Below are 25,598 nucleotides of genomic sequence, written 5' to 3' on the forward strand. Positions count from 1 at the left end.
ACGCAGGAGGACAACGACCCCGGAAACCCATACACTTATCCACAACCGGTCCTGCTATAGACCGGTCTCCACCCCGGCTCAAAATCCAATCGGCCCGGTGGCTCAAAATTCCGTCGGCGCGGACAAAACTTTGGAAGAATAATGGGGTCACTTGCCGCGCACTAGAGTCGTCACCAGGCGCGACATCGCGAAGGCCTATGTCAACGCCCCAATAGCGCCGTATCGGGCAACCAGCCATTTCGACAACGACGAACACGGAGAAGGCTTGGTGACTCGAGTGCTGCTCGCGCCTGGCTAACCAGAGGCGTGGCCCACTCCACTGGCACTTCTCCCAAGCGGTCTCGACGAATTGTTTCTAGACTGGTAGACCGCGCCGTGGAAGATGAGCCCGCTAGGATATGTCTGAGCGATCCTTGCAGTGGGCGATGCGCTCATCGAACGTATGTGGCGCAACACAGCGCTGTTCGCGAGCCACGATTCAAACCTGCAGCAAGAGGCCTGCGGCGCTTAGTTCCTGATTACCAAGAACCTCAGGGATTCGGGCGTGACAGGAGAATTTGGACAACGCCAAGTCACTCCAAGCGACGCATCTTACGAGGGATGCACGTCCAACTTCCGCGCTCGTTCCGCCTTTCGCCCGCTCCATTCCCCACGGACATCGATGAGCGGAGGTTGTCGCTGCAGCTGGCCCTGTAACGCTACCAGTCACTTCTGGTCCGCCTTGTTTCCGCGTGGGGTTCGCCATCAAGGCTTGGGCTCGAATCCTTCTCGAAGCCAACCGTATCACTTCAGTTTTCACGAAGCTTTCGTACAAAATTAACTAATTTTTCCGATCGTCCAGACCCTCGAAACTGTCAATTCTTCAACTACGCGGAATGATTCCGCAAAGGAACGACAGAATGAGAACCCGCCCCCGCGACAGCGCCCAGACGGCCGTACGCATCGTTGCGCTGGTGCTAATTGCGGACGGACACATCGATCCCAGCGATGAACGGCTTCTAGAGGAGCTCGAGATCAATTGCAGACTCGGGATCGAGTCGACCGAATTTGCACAAATTATCCAGACCGTATGTGAGAACCGGGAGGTCGGCCATGTTTCGTCGAGCACGATGTCCGGCCATCTCAATCAAGCTACGCTCGAGACGCTGCTCGCGGAAATCCACGATCCCGATCTGCGGGTGAGGATCATCGAGATGTGCCTAGCCGTCGCGTCAGCGGACGGACACCTCGCTGACGGTGAAATCAGTGTGCTAGCGATCATTTTGACTGCGTGGACGCCGCAAACACTGAACTTCGCGCTGGAAGAACGCAGCTTCGCGTAGACACGAACTCGTTAAACCGGGCCAGAGCCGACCGATGGGGCCAACAACATCGTGCCAGCTACACTAACGCGCGAAACCTGTCCCGACGTCAAACGGTCCCGTCGGGGTCGGAATCGCCCTGCGCTCGCCCGGCCCAGCGAGCGACAACATCATCGGCGGCGTTCTGACCTCGCGGACGGCGAGTTCAATGTATCCATTATGTGACACAGCCCGCAAAAATTATGATTGCAATGAAGCGCATTTTGATCGTGAAAGTGACGTCGCCAGTCGTCGCGGACCTCCATCGTGCTTTTCCGGGCGTGACGGTCGATTGGGCAGTGGGCGAGTCGTGCGCGGAGGTCGTGCGCTGGCACCTGGGCGTGAGCCACGTGCTCTGCGCGCCGCTGCGCCGTTTCAAGAAGCTGCGCAATCGCGGCAACCTGAAGGCGATCTCGGCGTCGATAGGCGCACGGCGGAGGCACCGCTACGATGCGGTGATCGACCTGCACGGCGCCTACACGAGCGCGATCATTTCGGCTCTGGCGCGCGCCACGCGCCGCATCTGCTATCAGACGAAGGATCTCGGCGAAACGGGCGCACGCTTCGCGTATTCGCACCGGTTCGGCCCACGGCCTGACTGCGACGCGTGGCACGGGACACGCGTGAGCGCGGGCGAGGCGCTCGGCTACGCGCCCGAGGGCGTCGCCACGTACTGCATCTTCTCGCCGCAGGACGTGGACCTGCTGGCGACCGTGACCGACGGCTCTGCGACACCGCGGCCGGCCGGTTGGGCGAATCCACCGATGTGATGCAAGTTGATGCCAGTGCAATAACCCGCTCGATAGACCCCGATGGATCCGTATCGCGCGCATAGAAACTGGACGCACGGGCACATGTATGGCGTTCGAGCACACGGCAATGCCAAGCGCGGGCTACCTGAAGGCCTACGAGTCGGTCAGCCATGCCCGGCGCTCCATCGGTGATTACATCGAGTTGTACCATCGGAAACGGCCCCATTCGAGCCTGGCGGATCAGACGCCGGATGAGGCATACTTCGCGATGCTGCCTGCGATTAAGTCGGCAGCATGACTGCCTCGGACGTTCCACTTAAAAATCTCAGAAACCTATCCGAACGAGTGAGGTCACCATCTGGATGATGGCATCGGGCTGATAGGTTCACAGGCAGCTTTCAACGTATTGATTGCAGACAGTGTCTCCCGCCAGATACAGCGTCTTTTCTGCGGGATGCTTGAAGACAACAGCACTCGCCTGACCCAGCAGATCGCCAATAGCGTGAATCGCTTCGTCCGACCCGTGCTGACCGGGTGTCTTAATGGGCGTGAGTCCGCTGAACGACGTGTTGTCCGTGAGCACGCGGACATCCGTGAATCCCGAAGCCTTCACGATGTCGGCATCTTGATCATGCTGCACAAATACCGGAAGACCCTTTTTGGGATCAGGGACTTGGCCGCATCATTCCAGCGATCGAGATGAGTATGAGTAACGATCACGGCGTCAACATCGAAAATGCGGTCGAGGGGCACGGGCAACTCGACAGTCGGCCATTTCAGATGGCTATTTGCCGTGCCTTCGAATCCAGGGTGAGTGGCCTTTGCCGCGAGGGGTAATCGTCCTTTTAGTGCATGTATGGACCCGGCGCCTCCCTTCGGGGGACACTGACGCACTCACCCAGACGTGCGGAAGTTCATCATGGAAATCGACGTTCTCGGCATCGATCTTGCAAAGCAGACCTTCCAGCTCCACGGCGCGGATTGTTGAGGCCGTGTCGTGCATCGATCGAAGGTCTCACGGAGCTTCTTCTCCGAAACCGCGCGCACATTGAACTCCAAAATGGTTGTCATGGAAGCATGCACGACTGCCCATCACTGGGCGAGGTGTTTGCAGTCGATCGGACCGAAGTTCGGCAAATCAGTCCGCAATATGCTGTACCGTTCGTCAAGACAAGTAAGAACGATCGCAACGATGCAGAGGCGGTAGTCGAAGCTGCCAGCCGACCCACGATGCGCTTCATGCCGGAAATCGGTCGAGCAACAGGCCATCCAGGCGGTACACTGCATGCACGCTTTTCTACCGCGCCACCGAATCGCGCTGATCAACCCGATACGTGGCCTGCTCGGCGAGCGCCCCGTTCGAACTATCCGCTTAGAGGATCAAAAATGAACCAAGCGCTGGCTGAGGTCCTGCTACTAGCGTCCATGGTCGTGAACGCGACGCTCTTGATTTTCATTGCTGGCGTGCTTCGGCATGTCATGAACGACATGGACGCAGCGACCTTCAAAGACTTCGTAGGATCCCTGGTACGACACTCAACCAAATCGCCGTTCATGATCATTGCCCTGAACGTCCCGCTGATCGGCGCTATTCCCTATTACTACTTTTATGGATTTGGAAATCGCTGGATCAGCGCAGGACTCGCGCTATGGCTGGCAGGTGGACTCATATCAAAACTCGTCAAGCTCCCGATTTACAAAAGCATAAGGGCAGCCGAACGTGACGATGACGTTCACTTACGAGAGCAACGCCGAAGATTGAATGCCGGAAACCTGCTGCAAGCAGCATTGAATTCACTAGCTGCAGCTATGATGATCGTTTCATGGTTCAAATGAGCGGCGGACTTCTGTAATTTGAAACACTGGAGGTGGTGTTTCCGTCTCCTGGATCAAATTCGGGATCCTGTACGCCGGACGTTGCTGCGCATCCCATCGAGATGGTGGCCTCGCTCGTTCGGACAGGTTTCTGAGATTTTTAAGTGGAACATCCGCGGCAGTCATGCTGCCGATTTAATCGCAGGCAGCGTCGCGAAGTATGCTTCATCCGGCGTTTGATCAGCCAGGCTTGAATGGGGCCGTTTCCGGTTGTACAGGTCAATGTAATCGCCGATGGAATGCCGGGCATGGCTGACCGACTCGTATGCCTTCAGATGGACCTCCTCGTACTTGATGCTGCGCCAGACTCGCTCGACGAACACGTTGTCGCGCCAGCTTCCCTTGCCGTCCATCGACAGCCGCACGCCCCGGCTCAGCATCGCCTCGGTGAACGCGCCCGCCGTGAACTGGCTACCCTGATCGGTGTTCACGATGTCCGGCAGTCCGTAGCGGGCGAACGCTTCTTCCAGCAACTCGGCGGCGCGCGTGGCTTGGCAGTGGATAGCGACTGCCGTTTGCGCTAGCGATGCCACGCGTGTCAATGCCCGGCACCTGCCGCCGCCCACACGTCGGGACCGGGTTCACATTCAACTGGTAAGTCGCAGCTTTACTAATGTTGCGGCCGATGATGCGCACGTAGTATGGATGACGCATCTCAATGATGTCGTCATTTCCGATCAGCGACATCGAGCCATACTGCCCGAGCGACAGACCGGCAAACAGCTGACGGAAATACTCGAGGTTGATCGCAATGAGCGCGATTCAGGCAAACGAGCCGTCTGGGTTTGAAACTCTTCGCGTGAGCGCGATGCTGAGCGATCCGCCACGCAGTGCAACGCAAACGGGTTGCTGATATAGAGTCCTACGCTTGGGTTGTCACGATGCACGGTGAAGTACTTGCGATCCGAGAAATTGTCTTGACGCGGCACGTCGTTGGCAGAATCCAGAATGATGTTGCCGCCCGCATCAAGCACAAGCATTGAGCCAAGGTATTCAGTTGTCATCGCGTGGCCCCCAAACCTTGCCGAGATGGAATTTCAGGCGGCCGTCAAACCGATCACCGATTACGCTATATACATGCTCGACCACCAAGGAACCATCGCGATGTGGAACGCCGGAGCCTAGCAAATCAACGGCTATCGTGCAGACGAGACCTCCATTTTTTCATGTTTGTACCCAGCCAAAGCAATATCAGTGACTCGACCGATGAGAAGCCTTGAGGCGAAGGCCAGCACCACTGATGGAGGTGAGGGCTGGCACAGAATGGCTCACGCAGCCAGGCGATCGGCTTAAGGAGCTGGCCGCTTCCTAACACCGGAATTCTCAAGCGGCAGCAGGTCGGCAACCGGACGAGCGTCAGCCCACTTCTGAACTTCATGTGTGAGCCATCCTACCCTCCGGCCTGATAGTAATCGCGGCTTAGGGAAGGCATTCTCGCGTACGAGTTTCTGTACAGTCGCCGGTGATAGCGAGAGCGCCGCGGCTACTTCCTTCAAAGAGAAACAGATCTTCATCTCGACTTCACCTTTCATCTGTTCCCGTCGACTCCTTTTCCGCAGAGAGGCATTGCGAACATGAACAACCGGGGAGTCAATGAAATTTCGAGAGCACTTCGTACTTGCGATCGAACACGTACATTCGAATTTAGTAGGAATTTGCCGAACGGGGCAAGCGCACTACTAGGAACAACATTCCGTTTGGCGGTGCACCGATCGGAAGACGGATTTCCTCGAAGTTCCAAAGCAATCCTTTCCCAAAAGAAGTTGAATCAAAAATCCTTACCGAGCTGTCCTCTGCGGTCGATCTTTCTTATTTGAAGCTCAATGAAGTTCGATCAAGCAGCACCGGCGATTTGCTTCTTCGCAGGATACGTCGCCGCGATCGCTTCGAGACGATGTGATAGCTGCGTGAGCCATTCGCGCCGTTCCTTGTCATAGGTATGACGGTTATAGATGCCGATGATTCCAGGCTGTACATGCCCGAGGACGACCTCGGCGATATCATTTGGGCATCCCAGCGTCGCAAGCAACGTCCGCGTTGTGCGTCGAAGGTCATGAGCTGACCAATGCGTGACGGGTAAACGCAGCCGCTCATGCTTCGGCGCGATCTTGCAATATGGCTGATGATAGTAGACGCCGTGCTGGACCACGGTTTGGTCCATCGATGATCCGCGCGACGATTCAAACAGAAAGGCTCCCTTGGCCTGATCGAGACGTCGTCGCACAACGACCTCAGCACGCCCTATGAGCGGCACGCGTAGATCTGTCGCTCTCTCGTTATGCAATCCCTTGGTCTTTTCCTTCGGAATGGTCCACCAGAAACCGTCGTCTTCCTCTGTTATCTCGGTACGCTCCATAGCGACAATTTCGCCGCCCCGCGTACCGGTCCAAAGATAGAGCGTCAACGCATCAGCGACAGTCAAACTGAAGTTCGGCATCCATCGGATCAATGTGCCGAGTTCGTCCGGCGAGAGCACCCGCTTCTGTGTCCCCGTGTATTTCCCCTCGACCTTGCGCCCTTTGCTCTTCAATCGCCCCCGCAGCACTTCCCGCCACCAGTTCGGCGTATTTTCGGGAAGGCGCCCGGCATCAAGCGCGTAGTGCCAGGCACAGCCAAGCTCCATACGAAGGCGCGCCGCAAGCATAGGCGTTGACCGATACGAGTCGAGTAAGTCGAATGCCTGGGCGCGTGTGATAGCCGCTGCGCTCACATCTGCAATAGGCCCCAACATCGCCTTGAATATACGTGCGACCTCAACCGCTCCCTTGGTCTTCCGATTTACTTCTACATACCCTTCGAGATAGTCGCGACACACCTGTCCGACTGAGTAGTCGGCCGGTGACGGGCGAGCAATCGCTTTATCTCGCTTTCGGCGAAGCGCTGAAAGCTCAGTGCCAGAATCGCGTTCGACACGACTCTTTTCCCACGCTGCGATTGCGGCGGCAAACGCCATCGCCGGCCATTCGCCGAGCTTTACCTGTCGCATGTGGCCGTCGACCGGCGACTTGTAACGATACGTCCACGACTTGCGGCTCGTCGACGCCTGGAGGCGTAACCCCGGAAACCCCTCAAAGGTCAGGTGCTCGCCACTCGGCAGCTTGGCCGCGACACGTGCATCGAACCGCATTCTTCCCTCGGCGTAGGTTTTCTGCGCTACATCACATAAACCTACGCCGATGCGACAAGTTTAGGCACGCGTAGGCAAGCGCCAATGCGCTAACCGAGGCACCACGCGACGCGGAATAGTCATTAAAATTCAATGACTTATGGATGCAGTCGGATCAGTTCGGACGAGCGGGGACAAGTCCGAAATTTCCGCTATTCGTTTTCTTCGAAGTAATGATGTGCACCAAGGTAGCAGACTACAACCATCGCTCGCAGAGACCCACCAGGTAACCCCCGCAGTTGCAGAGTTTTCCACACGCGGGGAGCAGGTCAATGTAACCCTGATAATTCTTATTGTTAAGGTTACGTATTCCCTCTTCTCTCTGCAGGGAAACGCTCCCAAATTACGGCGCGAACAGAAACCGTACGTTTTCCGTACTCGTGCCAAGCAATTCTGACAGACGGGCGCCCCATCGCCGCCATGCGTCGCGCATCTGCACATCGTAGTCGAACTGCAGATAAATCCGATCAAGCGGATCGTTGCGCGCGTGGTTCAGGCATCGATGCACGATGCTTTCCGGGATACCGAGCGACTGCATCATGGTCCCGCACGTCCGGCGCAGGTCATGACATTTCCATTGGCCTCCCGGGACAGTGAGCGCATCGGTTGCCCTTGTACGGCCTTCTGTCGGTGCATCCTTTGGGCGTTGCCGGTCACGGATCGCCCCGCAGGCCGTATGAATACTGACGTGGGGCAGCTTGCCCTTTTCCGACGGAAACACGTATTCGCAGCGTGCATCGCCTTCGGGTATGCCGGCGCGCACGATCTGCTGCGCTGCAAACTGTGCGAGAACGAAATCGGACAGTTGAATCGTGATCGCCGCGCTCGACTTCGTCTGTTCCTTTGGAATCGTCCATGTCCGTGCTTTGAAGTCAAGGTCGGTCCAACGCGTCAGGAGCGTTTCGCCGACGCGTGTTCCACACGCGAGCATCACCCATACCGCCGACACAATAGAACGTGGAAGCCGCGCGGCCGGAATCAGTTCACCGAGTAACCGGATTTCGTCGTCCGTGAGCGTCCGGTTGCGCTCATTGCCGCGCACCGGGTCGTAATCACCTGAAACGACATCCTCTTTCGCAAGCGCGAGCACATCACAATCGATAAGCAAGCGCTTCCACGGCTGGTTACGTTCACCCCATCGAATCATTTGCTTGATCGTTATCAACATCTCGACCGCTTGGCGGTTGTGTCCCACATCGGAAATCGCGGTAAGCAGCGGCAGAACGTTCGACGCAAACACGCCTGCGATCCTGTGTGCACGGAGAGACGGCAGCACATGTTTTTCCATCGCCCCTCGAAGCGACTTTCCGCCATCCTTTCGGCCTTTCTTGCCACGCTTCTTGTTGATGGTCGCGAACCACGCATCGAATAAGTCGCCGAACGTGAGGTCCGCCATCGCCGCTTTTTCAACCTTGGCCTGGCGTTCACGCTTCTTCACTTCGAGATAGTCCACACCGTCACGCGCTTGTGAACGAATCGTCGCCGCTGCGACGCGTGCATCCTCGAGGGACAACTGCGCGTCCGTCGTCGAGCGTGCCCACGCCTTGCCGAGCGGCTTGTCGAACTGCCTGCCATTGATGCTGACGCGAACAAACCAGGTCTTCCCGCCGGCCGGACCGACGCGCAGGAACAGTCCACGCCCATCCGACAGGAAATACCGCTTTCCAGTCGCCCTCGCAGCTTCGATTTGCCTGACCGTCAGTGCACCCATGATCACCCTCCTTTGCTTGCGTCATCAGGTCGGCTCGCGCATCCTAAGCAGAGCCTACCCCACGCCACGAACACTAAAAAGACACTAAAAAGTTGCGGCTCGTGCGGGATTTCCGCGGAAGTGGGCGGACCACCAATTTCCCGAAAACCCTTGTCAGACGGGGCTCTGACGGGTTTCTGCGGAACTGACCGGAACACCCGGAAAGTAATCACAATTCCTTTAACTTTCCGTGAGGACTTCGACACCGGCCGCTGTCTACGATAGGCGCATGTTTTCAGGACCTGCTTCCAGGAGCCCATCATGCCCACCCGCAGACATCTGCTGCTGTTCGCCGGCGCCACCGGCCTCGCCACGCTCGCGGCGCTGTCGTCGGCCGGCCGCCGCGCACTGGTCGGCCGCGCATTCGCCGCGTCGACGGCTGCGCCGAAGATGGCCGCGCCATACGAGGTCACCCTCAGCGACGCCGAATGGCATCGCCGGCTCACGCCCGCCCAGTACGCGATCCTGCGCGACGCCGGCACCGAGCGGCCGTACAGCAGCCCGCTGAACGACGAGCACCGCCCCGGCACGTTCGCGTGCGCGGGCTGCGGCCTCGCGCTGTTCTCGTCGGCCACCAAGTTCGACAGCCACACGGGCTGGCCGAGCTTCTGGAAGCCGCTCGACCACGCGGTCGCGACCGACGCCGACACGTCGTTCGGGATGGTCCGCACCGAAGTGCACTGCCGCCGCTGCGGCGGCCATCTCGGCCACGTGTTCGACGACGGCCCGCCGCCCACCGGCCTGCGCTACTGCATGAACGGGCTCGCACTCGCCTTCCACCCGGCCGCCGCCTGATCCGGCCCCACTCCCGACCGACTGGAGAACGCATCATGCTGCTCATCGTCCTCGCCTATCTCGGCGGCGTGCTCACGATCCTGAGCCCGTGCATCCTGCCCGTGCTGCCATTCGTCTTCGCGCGCGCCGACCAGCCGTTCGTGCGCACCGGCCTGCCGCTGCTGGCTGGCATGGCGCTGACGTTCGCCGTCGTTGCCACGCTCGCCGCCGTCGGCGGTGGCTGGGTCGCGCAGGCCAACCAAGCCGGCCGCTGGGCCGCCATCGTGCTGCTCGCGGTATTCGGCCTGACGCTGCTGATGCCGCGCCTCGCCGAACACCTGACGCGCCCGCTCGTCGCCGCAGGCAACCGCCTCACCGGCCTCGCGCAGCGCGACGGCCGCCCGGCCGGCCCGCTGCCGTCGCTGGTGCTCGGCGTCGCCACCGGTCTGCTGTGGGCGCCGTGCGCCGGCCCGATCCTCGGGCTGGTGCTGACCGGCGCCGCGCTGCGCGGCGCGAGCGTCGGCACCACGCTGCTGCTCGTGGCGTACGCGGCCGGCGCGGCGACGTCGCTCGGCGTGGCGCTCGTGATCGGCGGCAAGGTGTTCGCCGCGATGAAGCGCTCGCTCGGCGCGGGCGAATGGATCAAGCGCGGGATCGGCGCCGCGCTGCTGGCGGGCGTCGCCGCGATCGCGCTCGGCCTCGATACGGGGGCGCTCGCGCAGCTGTCGACCGTCACGACGGGCGGCCTCGAGGCGAAGCTCGTCGACCGGCTCGGCGGGCGCTCGAACGGCGCGCCGGCGGCGATGACCGCGACGGGCTCGCCGGCGGACGGCCCGGCAGACCGCACCGCGAACGGTTCGGACGGCGCGATGATGGCCGCCACGGCCGATGCCGCGCAGCCCGGCGGCGCGATGATGCGCGCGGCCGAGGTCACGCCCGCGCCGCAGGCGCCGGCCGCGCTGCCCGTCGAAGGCACGCTGCCGTCGCTCGACGGCGCCGTGCAGTGGCTGAATTCGCCGCCGCTGACCGCGGCCGGCCTGCGCGGCAAGGTCGTGCTCGTCGACTTCTGGACCTATTCGTGCATCAACTGCCTGCGCACGCTGCCGTACACGACGGCCTGGGCACGCAAGTACGCGCCGTACGGTCTCGTCGTAATCGGCGTGCACGCACCGGAGTTCGCGTTCGAGCGCGACATCGGCAACGTGAAGAAGGCCGTGCACGACCTCGGCATCGACTTCCCTGTCGCGATCGACAACCACTACACGATCTGGCGCGCGTTCAGCAACGAATACTGGCCCGCGCACTACTTCGTCGACGCGCAGGGACGCGTGCGCCGCCATCACTTCGGCGAAGGCGAATACGCGCAATCGGAACGCGCGATCCAGTCGCTGCTCGCCGAAGCCGGCCACCCGGAAGCGCTGAACGTGCCGCTCGGGCTCGCCGGCGCGCCCGCGAAAGGCGCGCTCGCGGCGGCCGACAGCGCCGATGTCCGCTCGCCCGAAACCTATGTCGGCTATGCGCGCGCGGACGACTTCACGTCGCCGGGCGGCGTGGTGCGCGACACGGCACACCGCTACGACGCGCCCGCGCACCCCGACCTGAACGACTGGGGCTTCGCGGGCACCTGGCAGGTCGGCGCCGAGCGCGCGTCGCTCGCCGCGCCGTCCGGCCGGATCGTCTACCGCTTCCATGCGCGCGACCTGCACCTCGTGCTCGGCCCGGGTGCGGACGGCAAGCCGGTGCGCTTTCGCGTGACGCTCGACGGCGCGGCGCCCGGTGCCGCACACGGCGCCGACGTCGATGCGCAGGGCTACGGCACGGTCACCGGCCAGCGCCTGTACCAGCTCGTCCGTCAGCCCGGCGCGATCGCCGATCGCACGTTCGCGATCGAATTTCTCGATCCGGGCGTCGATGCGTACGCATTCACGTTCGGTTGAGCGCGCACCAATGCGACACCCGACCGCCGTCTTCCCCAACGCATTCCGAAGGAGCCAACGATGAACCCGACACCCACCCGCGCCGCCACGCCACGACGGCGCACAGCGATGCTGCGCCGCATCGGCGCCCTCGCCGTCGCGGCCGCCGCCGTGTTCGGCTACCAGCGCATCGTCAACTCCGCCGAACCGATGCGCACCGTGCCCGCGCCGACCCTCGACGAAACGCCCGGCGCATCGCACGACGAGACGGCCGTGCTTGCCGGCGGCTGTTTCTGGGGCGTGCAGGGCGTGTTCGAGCACGTGAAGGGCGTGAAGCAGGTCACGGCCGGTTATGCTGGCGGCGCGTCCGAAACCGCGCACTACGCACTCGTCGGGTCCGGGCTGACGGGGCACGCGGAATCGGTACGCATCGTCTACGACCCGACGCAGATCACCTACGGACGGCTGCTGCAGGTGTTCTTCTCGGTCGCGCACGATCCGACCCAGCTCAACCGGCAAGGCCCCGACGAAGGATCGCAGTACCGGTCGGCGATCTTCCCGACCACCGCGCAGCAACGCGCGGTCGCGACCGCGTACATCGCGCAGCTCGGCACCGCGCACGCGTTTCCGGCGCCGGTCGTCACGCGTATCGAGGCCTACAAGGGGTTCTACCCGGCCGAGGCCTATCACCAGAACTACCTCGAACTGCATCCCGACGCGCCGTACATCGCGTTCAACGACCTGCCGAAGGTCGCCGGGCTGAAACACTACTTCCCGGCGCTGTACCGCGCCGACCCGGTGCTGTGGCGCGACGCACGCTCGTGACCGGCAACCGGCCGCGTGACGGGCTGCGGCCCGTTGCGCGGCCGAGGCCGGGCGGCCTCGCATGCCGCGCGCGCCGCCCGTGCCGCGGATTGCGCCGCATCAAACAAACCGCACCCGCCGTGCCGGTGCAAACCCGCATCGCGTCCGCCATGCGGTGCAACTTCGCGTAGACTTCTCCCAAGCCACGCCGCGTGTTGCGGCGTCCGGACCTTCCGTCCAGCCAGGAGGCGTCACGCATGCGCGCAGTGCCTTTGTCTGACAGCGGCACCCTTGAAGAACCGTCCACCGGCGCGGTCGTGCGCGACCTGCGCCGCGTGCCCATCCATCCCGATCACTGGTATCCGCTCGCGTGGTCGCGCGAACTGAAGCGCGGCAAGACGCTCGGCGTGCGCTTCGCCGGCGATCCGATCGTGCTCGTGCGGACCGAATCCGGCGCCGTGTACGCGCTCGAAGATCGTTGCGCGCACCGCCAGGTGCCGCTGCATGCGGGCGTCGTGAGCGGCGAAACGCTGCGCTGCTGTTACCACGGCTGGACCTACGCGTGCGACAGCGGCCGCTGCGTCGACGTGCCCTACCTCGGCCGCGAGCGTTTGCCCAACGGCGTGCGCGCCTATCCGTGCCGCGAGGCGCACGGGGTGATCTTCGTGTTCCCCGGCGATGCGACGCTCGCCGACGAACGCCCGTTTCCCGCGCTCGAATCGGCGGACGACCGTGCATTCAAGACGCGCCGCTTCGGCCGCGAGGTCAAGTGCCACTACTCGTTCATGCACGAGAACCTGATGGACATGAACCATCAGTTCCTGCATCGCAAGCAGATGGGGCAGATGCGGGCGCGCGCACTCGGCCGGCGTCGCGGCGACGACTGGGTCGAGGTCGATTACACGTTCGCGCGCATGGAAGGCAAGCAGCCGGTCGGCGAGGCGCTCGTGTTCGGCTCGAGCAAGAAGCCCGGCGACCAGGCCGACAAAAGCGTGATGACGGTGCGCACCGGCTACCCGTACCAGACGCTGCAGATCCGCTCGAGCGAAGGCACGCTCGTGATGGACCTGTGGATCGTCTATGTGCCGCTCGATGCGGAGCAGCGCACCAATCGCACGTTCGGACTGCTGTCGATCCACAAGCCTGGCATCCCGTTCGCGCTCGATCTCGCGTGGCCTCTGCTCGTCTGGTTCACCGAGCGGATCTTCCGCGAGGATCGCTGGATCGTCGAGCGCGAGCAGGAAGCGCACGACCGGCAGGGCGCCGACTGGAATCACGAGGTGTTTCCGGTCATCAACGAACTGCGCGACCTGCTGCGCCAGTGCGGCGCGCGCACCGTGATCCCGATCCGCGACGCGCGCGACGGCGCGTGATGCGTGCCGCGGCGTGCTCCGCTACAGGCTGAACGCGCCGGGCAGCAACGCGCGGGCCGTCGTAATCTCGACGGCCCCTTTCAGGTTGGCCAGGATCACTTCGATATCGGGCCGGCCGATCTCGATGATCACCTGACGGCACGCGCCGCACGGCGCGATCGGGCCGTCGGTATCGCCGATCACCGCGAGCCGCGTGAAGTCGCCCGGACGATAACCGGCGGCGATCGCCGCGAACATCGCCGTGCGTTCCGCGCAATTGCACAGTCCGTACGACGCGTTCTCGACGTTGCAGCCGTGAAAAACCGTTCCGTCGCGCGCCTGCAGCGCAGCGCCGACCTTGAAGCGCGAATACGGCGCATACGCGCGTTCGCGCGCCGCCCTGGCTTGTTCGATCAGTTCGTCTCGCTCCATCTCGATGGTGCCTCCAGTCGTGTGCGGGGATGCCTCGACACGACACATCCCGGCCGGCACGATACACCCGTCATGTGAAGCGGGCGCCGATACCCGCACGTTCCGCCGCGCCGGCATCGGCGCACGGTCAGCCGATCTGCCCGTAAATGGTCGGCGGCGCCTCGCCCGTTTCGCCCGCCTCGTCCAGCACGTAGCTTTGCCGCACCTCGTCCCCCGCACGTGCGGCGGCCGCGTCGTCGCGGGCATGCACATAGCCGAGCGGCTGGCCGGCTTCGACACGCTGCCCGATCTCCGCGAGCGCCGTCAGGCCGACACGGTAGTCGATCGCATCCTCCGCGCGCGTGCGGCCGCCGCCGAGCGCGACGACCGCGAGCCCGAGCGCGCGGCAATCGACCCGCTGCACCACACCGCTCGCGGGCGCCGGAACCGGCACGATCACATCCGCCCGCGCAAGATGACGCGCGGGTGCTTCGATCAGGTCCACCGGGCCGCCGAGCGCCGCCACCATTCTCGCGAAGCGTTCCGCCGCCGCGCCCGAGCCGAGCGCCTGCTGCAACATCGTGCGCGCCTGCGCGACATCGCGCGCCAATCCGCCGGTGACGAGCAACTGCGCCGACAGCGCCATCGTCACGTCATGCAGGCGCGCCGGTCGCGACTGGCCCGTCAGGTAATCGATCGCACACGCGACTTCGAGCGCATTGCCCGCGCACGGCGCGAGCGACTGGTTCATGTCGGTCAGGATCGCGGTGGTCTTCATGCCGGCGCCGTTGCCGACGTCGACGATGCTGCGTGCCAGCTCGGCCGATTTCTCGGCGGTCGGCATGAACGCGCCGGAGCCGACCTTGACGTCCATCACGAGCCCGTCGAGCCCCGCCGCGAGCTTCTTCGACAGGATCGACGCGGTGATCATCGCGACCGACTCGACCGTCGCCGTCACGTCGCGAATCGCATAAATGCGCTTGTCCGCCGGCGCGAGCCGCGCGGTCTGCCCGATGATCGCGACGCCGACGTCGCGCACCGTGCGGCGAAACGTGTCCGTGTCCGGTGTCACGTCGTAGCCGGGGATCGCACTGAGCTTGTCGAGCGTGCCGCCCGTGTGGCCGAGCCCGCGCCCCGAGATCATCGGCACGTAGCCGCCGCATGCGGCCACCATCGGCCCGAGCATCAGCGACACGACATCGCCGACGCCGCCCGTCGAATGCTTGTCGATCACCGGCCCGCCGAGATCGAGCGCGCGCCAGTCGAGCACGTCGCCCGAGTCGCGCTGCGCGATCGTCAGCGCGACGCGCTCATCGACGCTCAGGTCGTTGAAGTACACGGCCATCGCGAACGCCGCCACCTGGCCCTCGGTCACGCTGCCATCGGTCACGCCGCGCACGAACGCGGCAATCTCGTCGCGATCGAGCGGCTGCCGGTCGCGCTTGCGGCGAATGAACTCCTGCGGCAGAAACATCGTTGCGTCTCCTCGATTGCTCAGTGCAGCGAAAAGAACAGGCCGGCGATCGCCGCGCTCATCAGGTTCGACAGCGTCGCGGCCGTCAGCGCACGCAAGCCGTGCCGCGCGACTTCCGAGCGGCGCTCGGGCGCGACCGCGCTGAAGCCGCCCGCGAGAATGGCGATCGACGAGAAGTTCGCGAAGCCGCACAGCGCGAACGACACGATCGCGAGCGTCTTCGGGTCGAGCACCTGCAGGCCGGCCGCCGCGACGTGCTCGCCGCCCTTCAGATACGGCGACAAGTCGCCGTACGCGACGAACTCGTTGAAGATCAGTTTCTCGCCGATGAAGTTGCCGGCCAGCGCCGCATCGTGCCACGGCACGCCGATGATCCACGCCAGCGGCGCAAACAAGTGGCCGATGATGCCCAGCAGCGTCACCTGCGGAAAGCCCGCGAACGCGGCCACGCCGCCGACGATGAGGTTCATCAGCGCGATGAGCCCCACGAACGCGATCAGCATCGCGCCGACGTTGATCGCGATCCGCAGGCCCACCGATGCGCCGGATGCCGCCGCCTCGATCACGTTGGCGGCCCGCTTGTCGTCGAAATCGAGCCCGTCGACCACGACGCGACTCGGCTCGACGGTCGGAAACAGCAGCTTGCCGAACAGCAGCCCGCCCGGCACCGCCATGAACGATGCGGCGAGCAGGTACTCCATCTTCACGCCGAGGCCGGCGTAGCCGACCAGCACCGAGCCCGCGACCGACGCCATGCCGCTCGCCATCACCGTGAAGATCTCGGCACCCGTCATGTGCCGCACGAACGGCTTCACGAGCGCGGGCATCTCGCTCTGCCCGAGAAAGATCGTCGCGACGGCCGAGCACGCCTCGATGCGGCTCACGCCGAGCACTTTCGCGAGCCCCGCGCCGAGGATCGCGACGATCCACTTCATCACGCCGACGTAGTAGAGCACCGCGATCAGCGCGGTGACGAAGATGATCATCGGCAGCACGCGCAGGCCGAACACGAACCCGCCGTCGCCGAAAAGCTGGAACATCCGGGCGTCGACCAGCCCGCCGAACACGAAAGCGATGCCGTGATTGCCCATGTCGAGCACGCGATTGACGCCGTTCGCGGCCGCCGCCAGCGCCGCGCGGCCCGACGGCACGAACAACACCAGCGCGCCGATCGCGAACTGCGTGAGCAGCGCGGCGATCAAGGTCCGGCCGCTCACCGCGCGCCGGTTGTTCGACAGCAGATAAGCGACCAGCAACAGGAACAGCATGCCCAGGAGACTGCGCAGAATATCCACCTCGTACTCCTTTCTCTCTATGTTTATTGGAATGCTCGGCAGGCGGCCCGGCCCGGCACGCCCGTGTAACGCCGTCGGTGGATATTACTCGCCGTCATGCATGACGACAACGCAAACAAAATGGCATGCTCCGTGCTGTTTCGTTCGCGTCGTCAATTTGCTCAGTTCTTCTATGCACCTTGAAATCGGATGGATACGACGATGTTCGGTCGATCCCATATATTGAAAGAATTGACGAGAGGTCGAGAAGAGACAGGGCCGGCGATGCACGTGACCAGCCGCATGAACGCGCGCGGGGCGTGCCGTTCGAACGGACACGCCCCGCGCAATGGACGACGTATGTCGCTCAGCCCGCGCGTTCGACCGGATGCGGCTCGCGCAGCCGGTTCGCGATGCGCGCAGCCTCGTAGTAGCCAGCCGCGGGCGGCCGTTTCAGATAGCGGCCCGCGCCACGCACCGCTCGCAGCTCGCCGTCGGCCCATGCGAGCGCGCCGCGCGTGAGCGTATGGGTCGCGACGCCCTGCACGGTCATCCCTTCGAACACGTTGAAGTCGACCTGCTGGTGATGGGTCTTCACCGAGATCGTCTTCGTCGCGGCGGGATCCCATACGACCAGATCGGCGTCGGCGCCGACCTGCACGGCCCCCTTGCGCGGATACAGGTTGAAGATCTGCGCGGCGTTCGTCGATGTGATCCGCACGAATTCGTTCGGCGTGATGCGGCCATGATTGACGCCGTGATGCCACAGCACCGACATGCGATCCTCGACGCCGCCGCAGCCGTTCGGGATCTTCGTGAAGTCCTCGCGGCCCATCGCCTTCTGCGACGCGCAGAACACGCAATGATCGGTCGCCGTCGTATGCAGCTGCCCCGCTTGCAGCCCGCGCCACAGCGCCTCGCGATGCTCGGCCGACCGGAACGGCGGGCTCATCACGTGCGCGGCCGCACGCGTCCAGTCCGGATCGCGATACACCGACTCGTCGATCACCAGGTGGCCCGGCAACACCTCGCCGAACACGCGCAGCCCTTCGCTGCGCGCGCGCGTGATCGCATCGACCGCGTCCTTCGCCGACACGTGCACGATATACACGGGCACGCCGAGCACTTGCGCGATGCGAATCGCGCGGTTCGCGGCCTCGCCCTCGACCTCGGGCGGACGCGACAGCGGATGCGCCTCCGGCCCGGTCATCCCGCGTGCGAGCAGCGCCTTCTGCAACTGGAACACGAGCTCGCCGTTCTCCGCGTGCACGGTCGGCAGCGCGCCGAGTTCGAGCGAACGCGAGAAGCTGTTCACGAGGACCTCGTCGTCGGCCATGATCGCGTTCTTGTACGCCATGAAGTGCTTGAAGCTCGACACGCCATGCTCGCGCACGAGCGTGCCCATGTCGCGGTGCACCGATTCGTCCCACCACGTGACGGCCACGTGAAAGCCATAGTCGGCCGCGGCCTTCTCGGCCCAGCCGCGCCACTCGTGGAACGCGTCCATCAGCGGCTGCTTCGGGCTCGGGATCACGAAGTCGATGATGCTGGTCGTGCCGCCCGACAGCCCGGCCGCCGTACCCGAATAGAAATCGTCGCTCGCCGTCGTGCCCATGAACGGCAGTTCCATGTGCGTATGCGGATCGATGCCGCCCGGCATCACGTACTGGTCGTGCGCATCGACCACCGTCGCGCCGGCCGGCGCGTCGATCGTCTCCGCGATCTGCAGGATCGTGCCGCCGTCCTGCGGGTCGGCACACAGTACGTCCGCGCGATAGGTGCGGTCCGCATCGACCACGGTGCCGCCGCGAATCAGGATTGCCATTTGGTTGCCTCCTCGTTGACTGTCGGGTGCCGCATGCGTTCGCGCATCACGCGCTCGCGATCTGCGCGCGCTGTCCGGCGCGCCACTTCATCCACGTGCCGTACACGCCCGACGCCAGCACGAGGCCGACGAACCACGCATACGTGTAAAGCGTGTTGAAGAACGCCGGCACGTTCGGGAACGACGCCGGGAACGCGGTATGCAGGAAGCCGGGGAGGTTCGGCAGCACGCCGATCGCGAGCGCCGCCAGCGCGGCCGGGTTCCAGCCGCGTGCGTAGCTGAAGTCGCCGCGCTCGTCGAACAGCGCGCGCGTATCGAGCCGCGTGCCGCGAATCAGGAAGTAGTCGACCATCAGGATGCCCGCGACCGGCCCAAGCAACGCCGAGTAGCCGACGAGCCAGGTGAAGATGTAGCCGTCCGTCGTCGCGAGGATCTTCCACGGCATCATCACGATCGCGAGCGTCGCGGTGATCATCCCGCCCGTGCGGTACGAGATCGCCTTCGGCCACAGGCTCGAGAAATCGTAAGCAGGACCGACCAGGTTCGCCGCGAGGTTGCAGCACATCGTGTCGAGCGTGAGGATCACGAGCGCGATGCCGACGCCGATGCCGGTCATCCGGCTCGTCAGGTCGATCGGATCCCAGATCGCGTTGCCGTAGATCACGACGGTGGCCGACGTCACCACGACCGACACCACCGACAGCAGCGCCATCGGCAACGGCAGCCCGATCGACTGTCCGATCACCTGGTCGCGCTGCGAATGCGCAAAGCGCGTGAAGTCGGGAATGTTCAGCGCGAGCGTCGCCCAGAAGCCGACCATCGCGGTCAGGCCCGGCCAGAACGTCGCCCAGAAGAGTCCCGCCTTCTTGCCGCCCGCGACGAACTGCGACGGCGCCGACAGCATCGTGCCGAAGCCGCCCGCCTGCGACGTCGCCCACCACACGAGCGCGATGCACATCACGACCTTGATCGGCGCGGACCAGCTCTCGAGCCAGCGGATCGAATCGGTGCCGTGCCAGATGAAGTACAGCTGCAGCGCCCAGAACACGAGAAAACACTCGAGCTGCCCGAACGAAATGCCGACGAGCGGCAACGCGGCGCCGTGCAATGCGTTGCCGGTCAGGATGTTCAGCAGCGTGTAGATCGCGCTGCCGCCGAGCCAGGTCTGGATGCCGTACCAGCCGCACGCGACGATCGCGCGCAGCAGTGCGGGCAGCTTCGCGCCCTGCGTGCCGAACGACGCGCGCACGAGCACCGCATACGGAATCCCATGTTTCGCGCCCGCATGGCCGATCAGCAGCATCGGCACGAGCACGATCAGGTTGCCGAACAGAACGGTCAGCACGGCCTGCCACGGCGACATGCCTTCCTGGATCAGCCCGGCCGCGAGCATGTACGACGCGATGTTCATCACCATCCCGACCCACAGCGCCGCGAAGTGATACCAGCGCCACGTGCGCTGCGACGCCGTCGTCGGCGCGAGATCGTCGTTGTACAGGCTGCCGGCCGGCGCCGCGGCGCTGTCGGGATCGGCGGGAATCGCTGCTGGTTTCATCGGACGCGCTCCACGTAAACGTCAGCGCCGGCATCGCACGATGCCGGCAGAACAGGACACAAGCAGCAGCGCGGACGATACCGCACCGCCGGCCGCCAGTCAGGCCGCCTTCGCGTGCTTCGCGGGCTCCGCCGGGCTCGCACCCGCGTCGGCACGCGCCGGGTTGTTCGGATGCGTGGTCCAGTTCGCATAGTCGCCCGCGTCGACCCGCTCCATCGTGATGCACTGCTCGACCGGACACACATGCATGCAAAGATTGCACCCGACGCACTCCGCATCCACCACTTCGAAGTGACGCACGCCGTCCTTCTCGGCCGTGATCGCCTGGTGCGACGTGTCCTCGCACGCGATATGGCACAGCCCGCACTGGATGCAGCGGTCCTGGTCGATGCGTGCCTTGATGTCGTACTTCAGGTTCAGGTATTTCCAGTCGGTCACGTTCGGCACCGCGCGGCCGCGCACGTCGTCGAGCGTCGCGTAGCCCTTCTCGTCCATCCAGTTCGACAGCCCGTCGGCAAGATCCGACACGATACGGAATCCGTAATGCATCGCGGCGGTGCACACCTGCACGCTGCCGGCGCCGAGCACCATGAACTCGGCCGCGTCGCGCCACGACGAAATCCCGCCGATGCCGGAGATCGGCAGGTTCGGCGTTTCCGGGTCGCGCGCGATCTCCGCGACCATGTTCAGCGCGATCGGTTTGACCGCCGGGCCGCAGTAGCCGCCGTGCGTGCCCTTGCCGTCGACGGTCGGCATCGGCGCCATCTGGTCGAGATCCACCGCGACGATCGAGTTGATCGTGTTGATCAGCGACACGCCGTCCGCGCCGCCCTTGTAGGCGGCGCGCGAGCCCATCCGGATGTCGCTGATGTTCGGCGTGAGCTTCACGAGGCACGGCAGCTTCGTGCCTTCCTTGACCCAGCGCGTGACCATCTCGACGTATTCCGGCACCTGCCCGACGGCCGCGCCCATCCCGCGCTCGCTCATCCCGTGCGGGCAGCCGAAGTTCAGCTCGACCGCATCGGCGCCCGTATCCTCGACGAGCGGCAGGATCCATTTCCAGTCGCGCTCGTTGCACGGCACCATCAGCGACACGATCAGCGCGCGGTCGGGCCAGTCGCGCTTCACCTGCGCGATCTCTTTCAGGTTCACGTCGAGCGGCCGGTCAGTGATCAGCTCGATGTTGTTCAGGCCGGCGATGCGTTGGCCGTTCCACTGCACCGCGCCGTAGCGCGAGCTGACGTTGACGACGTGTGGATCGAGCCCGAGCGTCTTCCAGACGACGCCGCCCCAGCCCGCCTCGAACGCGCGATTGACGTTGTACGCCTTGTCGGTCGGCGGCGCGGAGGCCAGCCAGAACGGATTCGGCGAAGTGATACCTGCGATGGTGCAGCGAAGGTCGGCCATGTTCGGCTCCGTGAAAATGGGGCGTTTATCGTGGTTCGCGTGGCGCGCGCCATGCACGGAATACGCGCGATGCCGTTGCGTATGCCGTGCTCACGCGGCCTTGGCGGCGCGCTGCGCGAGCGCCGCGTCGATCGCCGCCGCCGCGCGCTTGCCGTCCTGCACGGCCTGCACCGTGAGGTCGATGCCGTCCGTCGCCGCGCAATCGCCGCCGGCCCACACGTCGGGCAACGCCGTGCGTCCGTCCGCGTCGACCGCGATGCGCGTGCCGTCCGTCGTCAGCAGCGCGGCCGCGACACCGTCCGGCGCCAGCGTCTGACCGATCGCCTTCAGCACCATGTCCGCGTCGACGGTGAAACGCTCGCCCGACGCGGCCTCGAATTCGACAGCCGTCACGTGCCCGTCCGCGCCCGAGATGCGCACCGGCTTCGCGTGCGTGACGAGCGTGACGCCGCTCTTTTGCGCGAACTCGCGTTCGGCCCAGGTCGCGCTCATCGCGTCCACGCCGCGCCGGTACACCATCGTCACGCGCTCCGCACCGAGCTTGCGGCTCTGCACGGACGCGTCGATCGCCGTGTTGCCGCCGCCGATCACGACCACGCGCCGCCCGACCGGCACGTTCTCCAGCGCGTCGGCCTGCCGCACCTGCTCGATGAAGTCGACCGCGTTCATCACGCCGGTCAATTGCTCGCCGTCGATCGCGAGCGTGCGCACGCCGCCCAGGCCCATCGCGAGAAACACCGCGTCATGCCGCTCGCGCAACGCGTCGAGCGTCACGTCGCGGCCGAGCGCGACACCCGTTTCCACCGCAATGCCGCCGACCGACAACAGCCATTCAACTTCGCGTTGCGCGAAATCGTCGACGGTCTTGTACGCGGCGATCCCGTATTCGTTCAAGCCGCCCGCCTTCGGCCGCGCATCGAACAGCGTGACGCGATGCCCGGCGAGCGCGAGCCGGTGCGCACAGGCGAGCCCGGCCGGCCCCGCGCCGACCACCGCGACATGCCGCCCCGTATCGGGCGCACGTGTGAAGCGCACCGCGCCGCTCGCCATCGCCCAGTCGGTCGCGTGCCGCTGCAGCGCGCCGATCGCGACCGGCTGCGCATCCTGGTGATTGCGCACGCACGCGCCTTCGCACAGGATCTCGGTCGGGCACACGCGTGCGCACATCCCGCCGAGCGGATTCGCGGACAGGATGTCGGTCGCGGCGCCCTTCAGGTTGCCGTTGCCGATCTTGCGGATGAAGCTCGGGATGTCGATCTGCGTCGGGCAGGCCTGCACGCACGGCGCGTCGTAGCAGTAGTGGCAGCGGCTGGCGGCGGCCGCGGCGGCAGTCGGATCGAGCAGCGGCGCGATATCGGCGAATTCGCACGAGAGTTGCGTGGACGACAGGCGATGCGCGGCGATATCGCCGGTTGGCTTGGAGGTCATACGCGTTCCTTCGACTGGTGGAGACAAAGCCGTCCCCGCCGGCTGCGAATGCACAGTCGGGGCGGTCCTGCTTGGGAATGCCACGGTCAGGCGACGATCAGCCTGCCGGCTGCGCTAGATCCGATCCGTCATGAAGCCGGCTCGCATGCGCGCGACAACATCGCGTGCAGCAGCACGTTCGCGCCGGCCTCGATCCACGCAGGCGTCGCGTCCTCGATCTCGTTGTGACTGATGCCGTCGACGCAGGGTACGAACACCATCGACGTCGGCGCGACCTGCGCCAGATAGCAAGCGTCGTGCCCCGCGCCCGACACGATGTCGCGATGCGAGTAGCCGAAGCGATCGGCCGCGTCGCGCACGGCCGCCACGCAGGCCGGATCGAACGCGACGGGCTTGTAGTAGAAAATCTGCTCAAGCGCGGTGTCGAGCCCGATCTCGCCCGCGATGCGCGCGACGCCGTCGCGCAGCGCAGCGTCCATCTCCGTGAGCACGGCGTCGTCCGGATGACGGAAATCGACGGTGAAGAACACGCGGCCCGGAATCACATTGCGCGAGTTCGGGTGAACCTGCATCATCCCGACCGTCGCGCAGCCGAACGGCGCGTGATCGAGGCCGATCCGGTTCACGAGATCGACCACGCGCGATGCACCGAGCAGCGCGTCGCGGCGGCGCGGCATCGGCGTCGGCCCCGCGTGCGCTTCCTGGCCGGTGAACGTGATCTCGTACCAGCGCTGCCCCTGCGCGTCCGTCACGACGCCGATCGTCTTGCACTCCGCCTCGAGAATCGGCCCCTGCTCGATATGCAGCTCGAACGCCGCATGCAGCTTGCGGCCGCCGCAGGGTACGTCGCCCGCGTAGCCGATGCGCGCGAGTTCCTCGCCGATCGTCTTGCCGTCGACGTCCTTGCGCGACAGCCCGTACTCGAGCGGGAACACGCCCGCGAACACGCCCGACGCGACCATCGCCGGCGCGAAGCGCGAGCCTTCCTCGTTGGTCCAGATCACGACCTCGACCGGATGTTCCGTCTCGATGCCGTGATCGTTCAGACTGCGAATCACCTCGAGGCCCCCGAGCACGCCGTAGATGCCGTCGAAGCGGCCGCCCGTCGGCTGCGAATCCGCGTGCGAGCCGGTGACGACCGGCGCCGCGTCGGCCACGCGGCCCGCGCGGCGCATGAACACATTGCCCATCGTATCGACCGTCACCGTGCAGCCGGCGGCTTTCGCCCAGCTGACGATCAAGTCGCGTCCGGCCTTGTCGAGATCGGTCAGCGCGAGGCGGCAGACGCCGCCCTTCGGCGTCGCGCCGATCTTCGCCACCTCCATCAGGCTGTCCCACAACCGCCTGCCGTCGACCTTGATCGACGTGTCGAATGCTGCCCGCTTCACTGTTTCCGATACCGCGTTCATTCGTATCGCTCCTGTGGGGTCGGTCATTGCTGCCGTCGGGGCAAACCCGCACCGGCGAGGTGCAGATGTGCATCGTTCGCGTGATTCGTCCGATCGATCGGCGGATGGTCGGCACTGCATTCCGTCGATCATCAAATCCTGTCCGATTGGACAGGTTTTAGACGATCAAAATGCCCAGCGCAATGTCTTTCTTGCGTGAATCGAGCGAGCGAGAAACGTGCCACCGCATTGCAACATCGCGCGCGCCAATGCGCACGGGCACGTGCGTTCGATGCGAACCAGCGGCTAGAATGAAGCGCAACGCGGCATGCAAGCCGCGCGAGGGTAACGATGAGACATGACGAAGCGGCCGCCGAAGCCACCGGCGACGACGAAACGAACACGCCTTTGCGGCGACGCAAGGCGCACATCCGCGAGTCCAACGAAGCGCATCTGCTGGCCTGTGCGGAAGCCGTATTCGCGGAGCGCGGGCTCGACGGAGCGAGCACGGCGATGATCGCCGAACGTGCGGGCTTGCCGAAGGCGAACCTGCATTACTACTTCCCGACGAAGCTTGCGCTATACCGTCGCGTGCTCGACGACCTGTTCGAAGACTGGCACCGCGCGGCCGGGTCGTTCGAGGCCGGCGACGATCCGGTCGAGGCGATCGGCGGCTACGTGCGCGCGAAGATGGATCTGTCGCGACGGCGCCCGCTCGGCTCGAAGGTCTGGGCCAACGAGATCATCCACGGTGCCGCGCACATGCAGGACATCCTGTCGGAACGCGTGAAGCCCTGGTTCGACACGCGCGTGAAAGTGATCGAAGGCTGGATCGCGCGCGGGCTGCTCGCGCCGATCGATGCACATGCGTTGATGTACCTGATCTGGGCGACCACGCAGCACTATGCGGATTTCGATGCGCAGATCCGCGCGCTGAGCGGCAAGCGTGCGTTCACGCAGAAGGCGTTCGCCGAGAGGACCGAGCAGGTCGTACAGCTCGTGATCCGCGCGTGCGGTGCGGTGTCGCCGGAGGCGAACGCGTAACGCGATCGCGCGCGCCCCTGAAAGCAAAACGGGCGACGGGCACGATGCCCGCCGCCCGCGTCG

Annotated in this window: 19 protein-coding genes and 5 pseudogenes; 10 read left to right on the forward strand and 14 right to left on the reverse strand. The window is 64.6% G+C overall.

All coding sequences use genetic code 11. The features are described 5' to 3' along the window. The first annotated feature begins 899 nt into the window (after positions 1–899). The 3 genes and pseudogenes from HWX22_RS29745 to HWX22_RS29755 all read left to right on the forward strand — a co-directional run. Entirely contained in the window at positions 900–1,322 is a 423-nt protein-coding gene (locus tag HWX22_RS29745) for a TerB family tellurite resistance protein (RefSeq protein ID WP_175912094.1), read from the forward strand. Between the two features lie 230 nt (positions 1,323–1,552). After that, a pseudogene (locus HWX22_RS29750) lies at positions 1,553–2,068 on the forward strand (lipopolysaccharide heptosyltransferase I); the annotation flags it as partial. 166 nt (positions 2,069–2,234) lie between these two features. Beyond that, positions 2,235–2,390 (forward strand): annotated as a pseudogene (locus HWX22_RS29755) (integrase core domain-containing protein); the annotation flags it as partial. Between the two features lie 87 nt (positions 2,391–2,477). Here HWX22_RS29755 and HWX22_RS29760 read toward each other — a convergent pair. Next, complete coding sequence (locus tag HWX22_RS29760) at positions 2,478–2,732, reverse strand: hypothetical protein (RefSeq protein ID WP_175912088.1); 255 nt, start codon at positions 2,730–2,732, stop codon at positions 2,478–2,480. A 279-nt stretch (positions 2,733–3,011) separates the two neighbouring features. Here HWX22_RS29760 and HWX22_RS32105 point away from each other — a divergent pair. Then, positions 3,012–3,452 (forward strand): annotated as a pseudogene (locus tag HWX22_RS32105) (transposase); the annotation flags it as partial. A gap of 26 nt (positions 3,453–3,478) precedes the next feature. Continuing rightward, complete coding sequence (locus HWX22_RS29765; protein WP_175912086.1) at positions 3,479–3,928, forward strand: hypothetical protein; 450 nt, start codon at positions 3,479–3,481, stop codon at positions 3,926–3,928. Between the two features lie 161 nt (positions 3,929–4,089). Here HWX22_RS29765 and HWX22_RS29770 read toward each other — a convergent pair. The 5 genes and pseudogenes from HWX22_RS29770 to HWX22_RS29790 all read right to left on the reverse strand — a co-directional run. Then, positions 4,090–4,443 (reverse strand): annotated as a pseudogene (locus HWX22_RS29770) (integrase core domain-containing protein); the annotation flags it as partial. 115 nt (positions 4,444–4,558) lie between these two features. Continuing rightward, positions 4,559–4,977 (reverse strand): annotated as a pseudogene (locus HWX22_RS29775) (diguanylate cyclase); the annotation flags it as partial. Positions 4,978–5,256: 279 nt separating this feature from the next. Beyond that, a complete protein-coding gene (locus tag HWX22_RS29780) occupies positions 5,257–5,499 on the reverse strand; it encodes an AlpA family phage regulatory protein (RefSeq protein ID WP_347879486.1) in 243 nt (80 codons plus the stop codon). Between the two features lie 302 nt (positions 5,500–5,801). After that, positions 5,802–7,094, reverse strand: a complete 1,293-nt coding sequence (locus HWX22_RS29785) for a tyrosine-type recombinase/integrase (RefSeq protein ID WP_175912082.1) — start codon at positions 7,092–7,094, stop codon at positions 5,802–5,804. 382 nt (positions 7,095–7,476) lie between these two features. Then, a complete protein-coding gene (locus HWX22_RS29790; protein ID WP_175916924.1) occupies positions 7,477–8,844 on the reverse strand; it encodes a site-specific integrase in 1,368 nt (455 codons plus the stop codon). Positions 8,845–9,144: 300 nt separating this feature from the next. Here HWX22_RS29790 and msrB point away from each other — a divergent pair, with 300 nt between their 5' ends. The 4 genes from msrB to HWX22_RS29810 all read left to right on the forward strand — a co-directional run bounded on the left by msrB (position 9,145) and on the right by HWX22_RS29810 (position 13,750). Beyond that, the gene (gene msrB, locus HWX22_RS29795; protein WP_059534441.1) at positions 9,145–9,678 is read left to right on the forward strand and encodes a peptide-methionine (R)-S-oxide reductase MsrB; all 534 of its coding nucleotides are present in this window, start codon (positions 9,145–9,147) and stop codon (positions 9,676–9,678) included. Positions 9,679–9,713: 35 nt separating this feature from the next. Beyond that, positions 9,714–11,594, forward strand: coding sequence for a cytochrome c biogenesis protein DipZ (locus tag HWX22_RS29800; protein WP_175912078.1), 1,881 nt, complete (start codon positions 9,714–9,716; stop codon positions 11,592–11,594). Between the two features lie 60 nt (positions 11,595–11,654). Next, the gene (gene msrA, locus HWX22_RS29805) at positions 11,655–12,398 is read left to right on the forward strand and encodes a peptide-methionine (S)-S-oxide reductase MsrA (protein WP_059534445.1); all 744 of its coding nucleotides are present in this window, start codon (positions 11,655–11,657) and stop codon (positions 12,396–12,398) included. A gap of 236 nt (positions 12,399–12,634) precedes the next feature. Beyond that, the gene (locus tag HWX22_RS29810; protein WP_059819773.1) at positions 12,635–13,750 is read left to right on the forward strand and encodes an aromatic ring-hydroxylating dioxygenase subunit alpha; all 1,116 of its coding nucleotides are present in this window, start codon (positions 12,635–12,637) and stop codon (positions 13,748–13,750) included. 21 nt (positions 13,751–13,771) lie between these two features. Here the strand turns inward: HWX22_RS29810 and HWX22_RS29815 are convergent, their stop codons facing one another. The 8 genes from HWX22_RS29815 to HWX22_RS29850 form a co-directional block, all read right to left on the reverse strand. Next, the gene (locus HWX22_RS29815; RefSeq protein ID WP_059534451.1) at positions 13,772–14,161 is read right to left on the reverse strand and encodes a cytidine deaminase; all 390 of its coding nucleotides are present in this window, start codon (positions 14,159–14,161) and stop codon (positions 13,772–13,774) included. 127 nt (positions 14,162–14,288) lie between these two features. After that, positions 14,289–15,614: a thymidine phosphorylase gene (deoA, locus tag HWX22_RS29820; RefSeq protein ID WP_175912076.1), complete on the reverse strand. Its 1,326-nt coding sequence runs from the start codon at positions 15,612–15,614 to the stop codon at positions 14,289–14,291. Positions 15,615–15,634: 20 nt separating this feature from the next. After that, complete coding sequence (locus HWX22_RS29825; protein ID WP_059690276.1) at positions 15,635–16,909, reverse strand: NupC/NupG family nucleoside CNT transporter; 1,275 nt, start codon at positions 16,907–16,909, stop codon at positions 15,635–15,637. Positions 16,910–17,255: 346 nt separating this feature from the next. After that, complete coding sequence (gene hydA / locus HWX22_RS29830) at positions 17,256–18,713, reverse strand: dihydropyrimidinase (RefSeq protein ID WP_059534457.1); 1,458 nt, start codon at positions 18,711–18,713, stop codon at positions 17,256–17,258. 46 nt (positions 18,714–18,759) lie between these two features. Beyond that, positions 18,760–20,268, reverse strand: coding sequence for an NCS1 family nucleobase:cation symporter-1 (locus tag HWX22_RS29835; protein ID WP_175912074.1), 1,509 nt, complete (start codon positions 20,266–20,268; stop codon positions 18,760–18,762). A gap of 99 nt (positions 20,269–20,367) precedes the next feature. Then, the gene (preA, locus tag HWX22_RS29840) at positions 20,368–21,675 is read right to left on the reverse strand and encodes an NAD-dependent dihydropyrimidine dehydrogenase subunit PreA (RefSeq protein WP_059606025.1); all 1,308 of its coding nucleotides are present in this window, start codon (positions 21,673–21,675) and stop codon (positions 20,368–20,370) included. Between the two features lie 90 nt (positions 21,676–21,765). Further along, positions 21,766–23,103, reverse strand: coding sequence for an NAD(P)-dependent oxidoreductase (locus HWX22_RS29845; protein ID WP_175912071.1), 1,338 nt, complete (start codon positions 23,101–23,103; stop codon positions 21,766–21,768). Positions 23,104–23,231: 128 nt separating this feature from the next. Then, positions 23,232–24,512, reverse strand: a complete 1,281-nt coding sequence (locus tag HWX22_RS29850; RefSeq protein WP_175912069.1) for a Zn-dependent hydrolase — start codon at positions 24,510–24,512, stop codon at positions 23,232–23,234. Between the two features lie 330 nt (positions 24,513–24,842). Here HWX22_RS29850 and HWX22_RS29855 point away from each other — a divergent pair, with 330 nt between their 5' ends. After that, the gene (locus HWX22_RS29855) at positions 24,843–25,535 is read left to right on the forward strand and encodes a TetR/AcrR family transcriptional regulator (protein ID WP_175912067.1); all 693 of its coding nucleotides are present in this window, start codon (positions 24,843–24,845) and stop codon (positions 25,533–25,535) included. Positions 25,536–25,598 lie beyond the last annotated feature (63 nt).

Origin of the sequence: Burkholderia sp. BCC1638 (genome assembly GCF_902833195.1) — a bacterium.
Taxonomy (GTDB): Bacteria; Pseudomonadota; Gammaproteobacteria; order Burkholderiales; family Burkholderiaceae; genus Burkholderia; species Burkholderia diffusa.

Coding starts and splice junctions, on each gene's coding strand:
- HWX22_RS29790 (WP_175916924.1), bottom strand. CDS start 8,844: ATGGGTGCACTGACGGTCAGGCAAATCGAAGCTGCGAGGGCGACTGGA.
- hydA (WP_059534457.1), bottom strand. CDS start 18,713: ATGGCAATCCTGATTCGCGGCGGCACCGTGGTCGATGCGGACCGCACC.
- msrA (WP_059534445.1), top strand. CDS start 11,655: ATGAACCCGACACCCACCCGCGCCGCCACGCCACGACGGCGCACAGCG.
- HWX22_RS29855 (WP_175912067.1), top strand. CDS start 24,843: ATGAGACATGACGAAGCGGCCGCCGAAGCCACCGGCGACGACGAAACG.
- HWX22_RS29765 (WP_175912086.1), top strand. CDS start 3,479: ATGAACCAAGCGCTGGCTGAGGTCCTGCTACTAGCGTCCATGGTCGTG.
- HWX22_RS29835 (WP_175912074.1), bottom strand. CDS start 20,268: ATGAAACCAGCAGCGATTCCCGCCGATCCCGACAGCGCCGCGGCGCCG.
- preA (WP_059606025.1), bottom strand. CDS start 21,675: ATGGCCGACCTTCGCTGCACCATCGCAGGTATCACTTCGCCGAATCCG.
- HWX22_RS29845 (WP_175912071.1), bottom strand. CDS start 23,103: ATGACCTCCAAGCCAACCGGCGATATCGCCGCGCATCGCCTGTCGTCC.
- HWX22_RS29850 (WP_175912069.1), bottom strand. CDS start 24,512: ATGAACGCGGTATCGGAAACAGTGAAGCGGGCAGCATTCGACACGTCG.
- HWX22_RS29800 (WP_175912078.1), top strand. CDS start 9,714: ATGCTGCTCATCGTCCTCGCCTATCTCGGCGGCGTGCTCACGATCCTG.
- HWX22_RS29810 (WP_059819773.1), top strand. CDS start 12,635: ATGCGCGCAGTGCCTTTGTCTGACAGCGGCACCCTTGAAGAACCGTCC.
- msrB (WP_059534441.1), top strand. CDS start 9,145: ATGCCCACCCGCAGACATCTGCTGCTGTTCGCCGGCGCCACCGGCCTC.
- HWX22_RS29745 (WP_175912094.1), top strand. CDS start 900: ATGAGAACCCGCCCCCGCGACAGCGCCCAGACGGCCGTACGCATCGTT.
- HWX22_RS29815 (WP_059534451.1), bottom strand. CDS start 14,161: ATGGAGCGAGACGAACTGATCGAACAAGCCAGGGCGGCGCGCGAACGC.
- HWX22_RS29785 (WP_175912082.1), bottom strand. CDS start 7,094: ATGCGGTTCGATGCACGTGTCGCGGCCAAGCTGCCGAGTGGCGAGCAC.
- deoA (WP_175912076.1), bottom strand. CDS start 15,614: ATGTTTCTGCCGCAGGAGTTCATTCGCCGCAAGCGCGACCGGCAGCCG.
- HWX22_RS29780 (WP_347879486.1), bottom strand. CDS start 5,499: ATGAAAGGTGAAGTCGAGATGAAGATCTGTTTCTCTTTGAAGGAAGTA.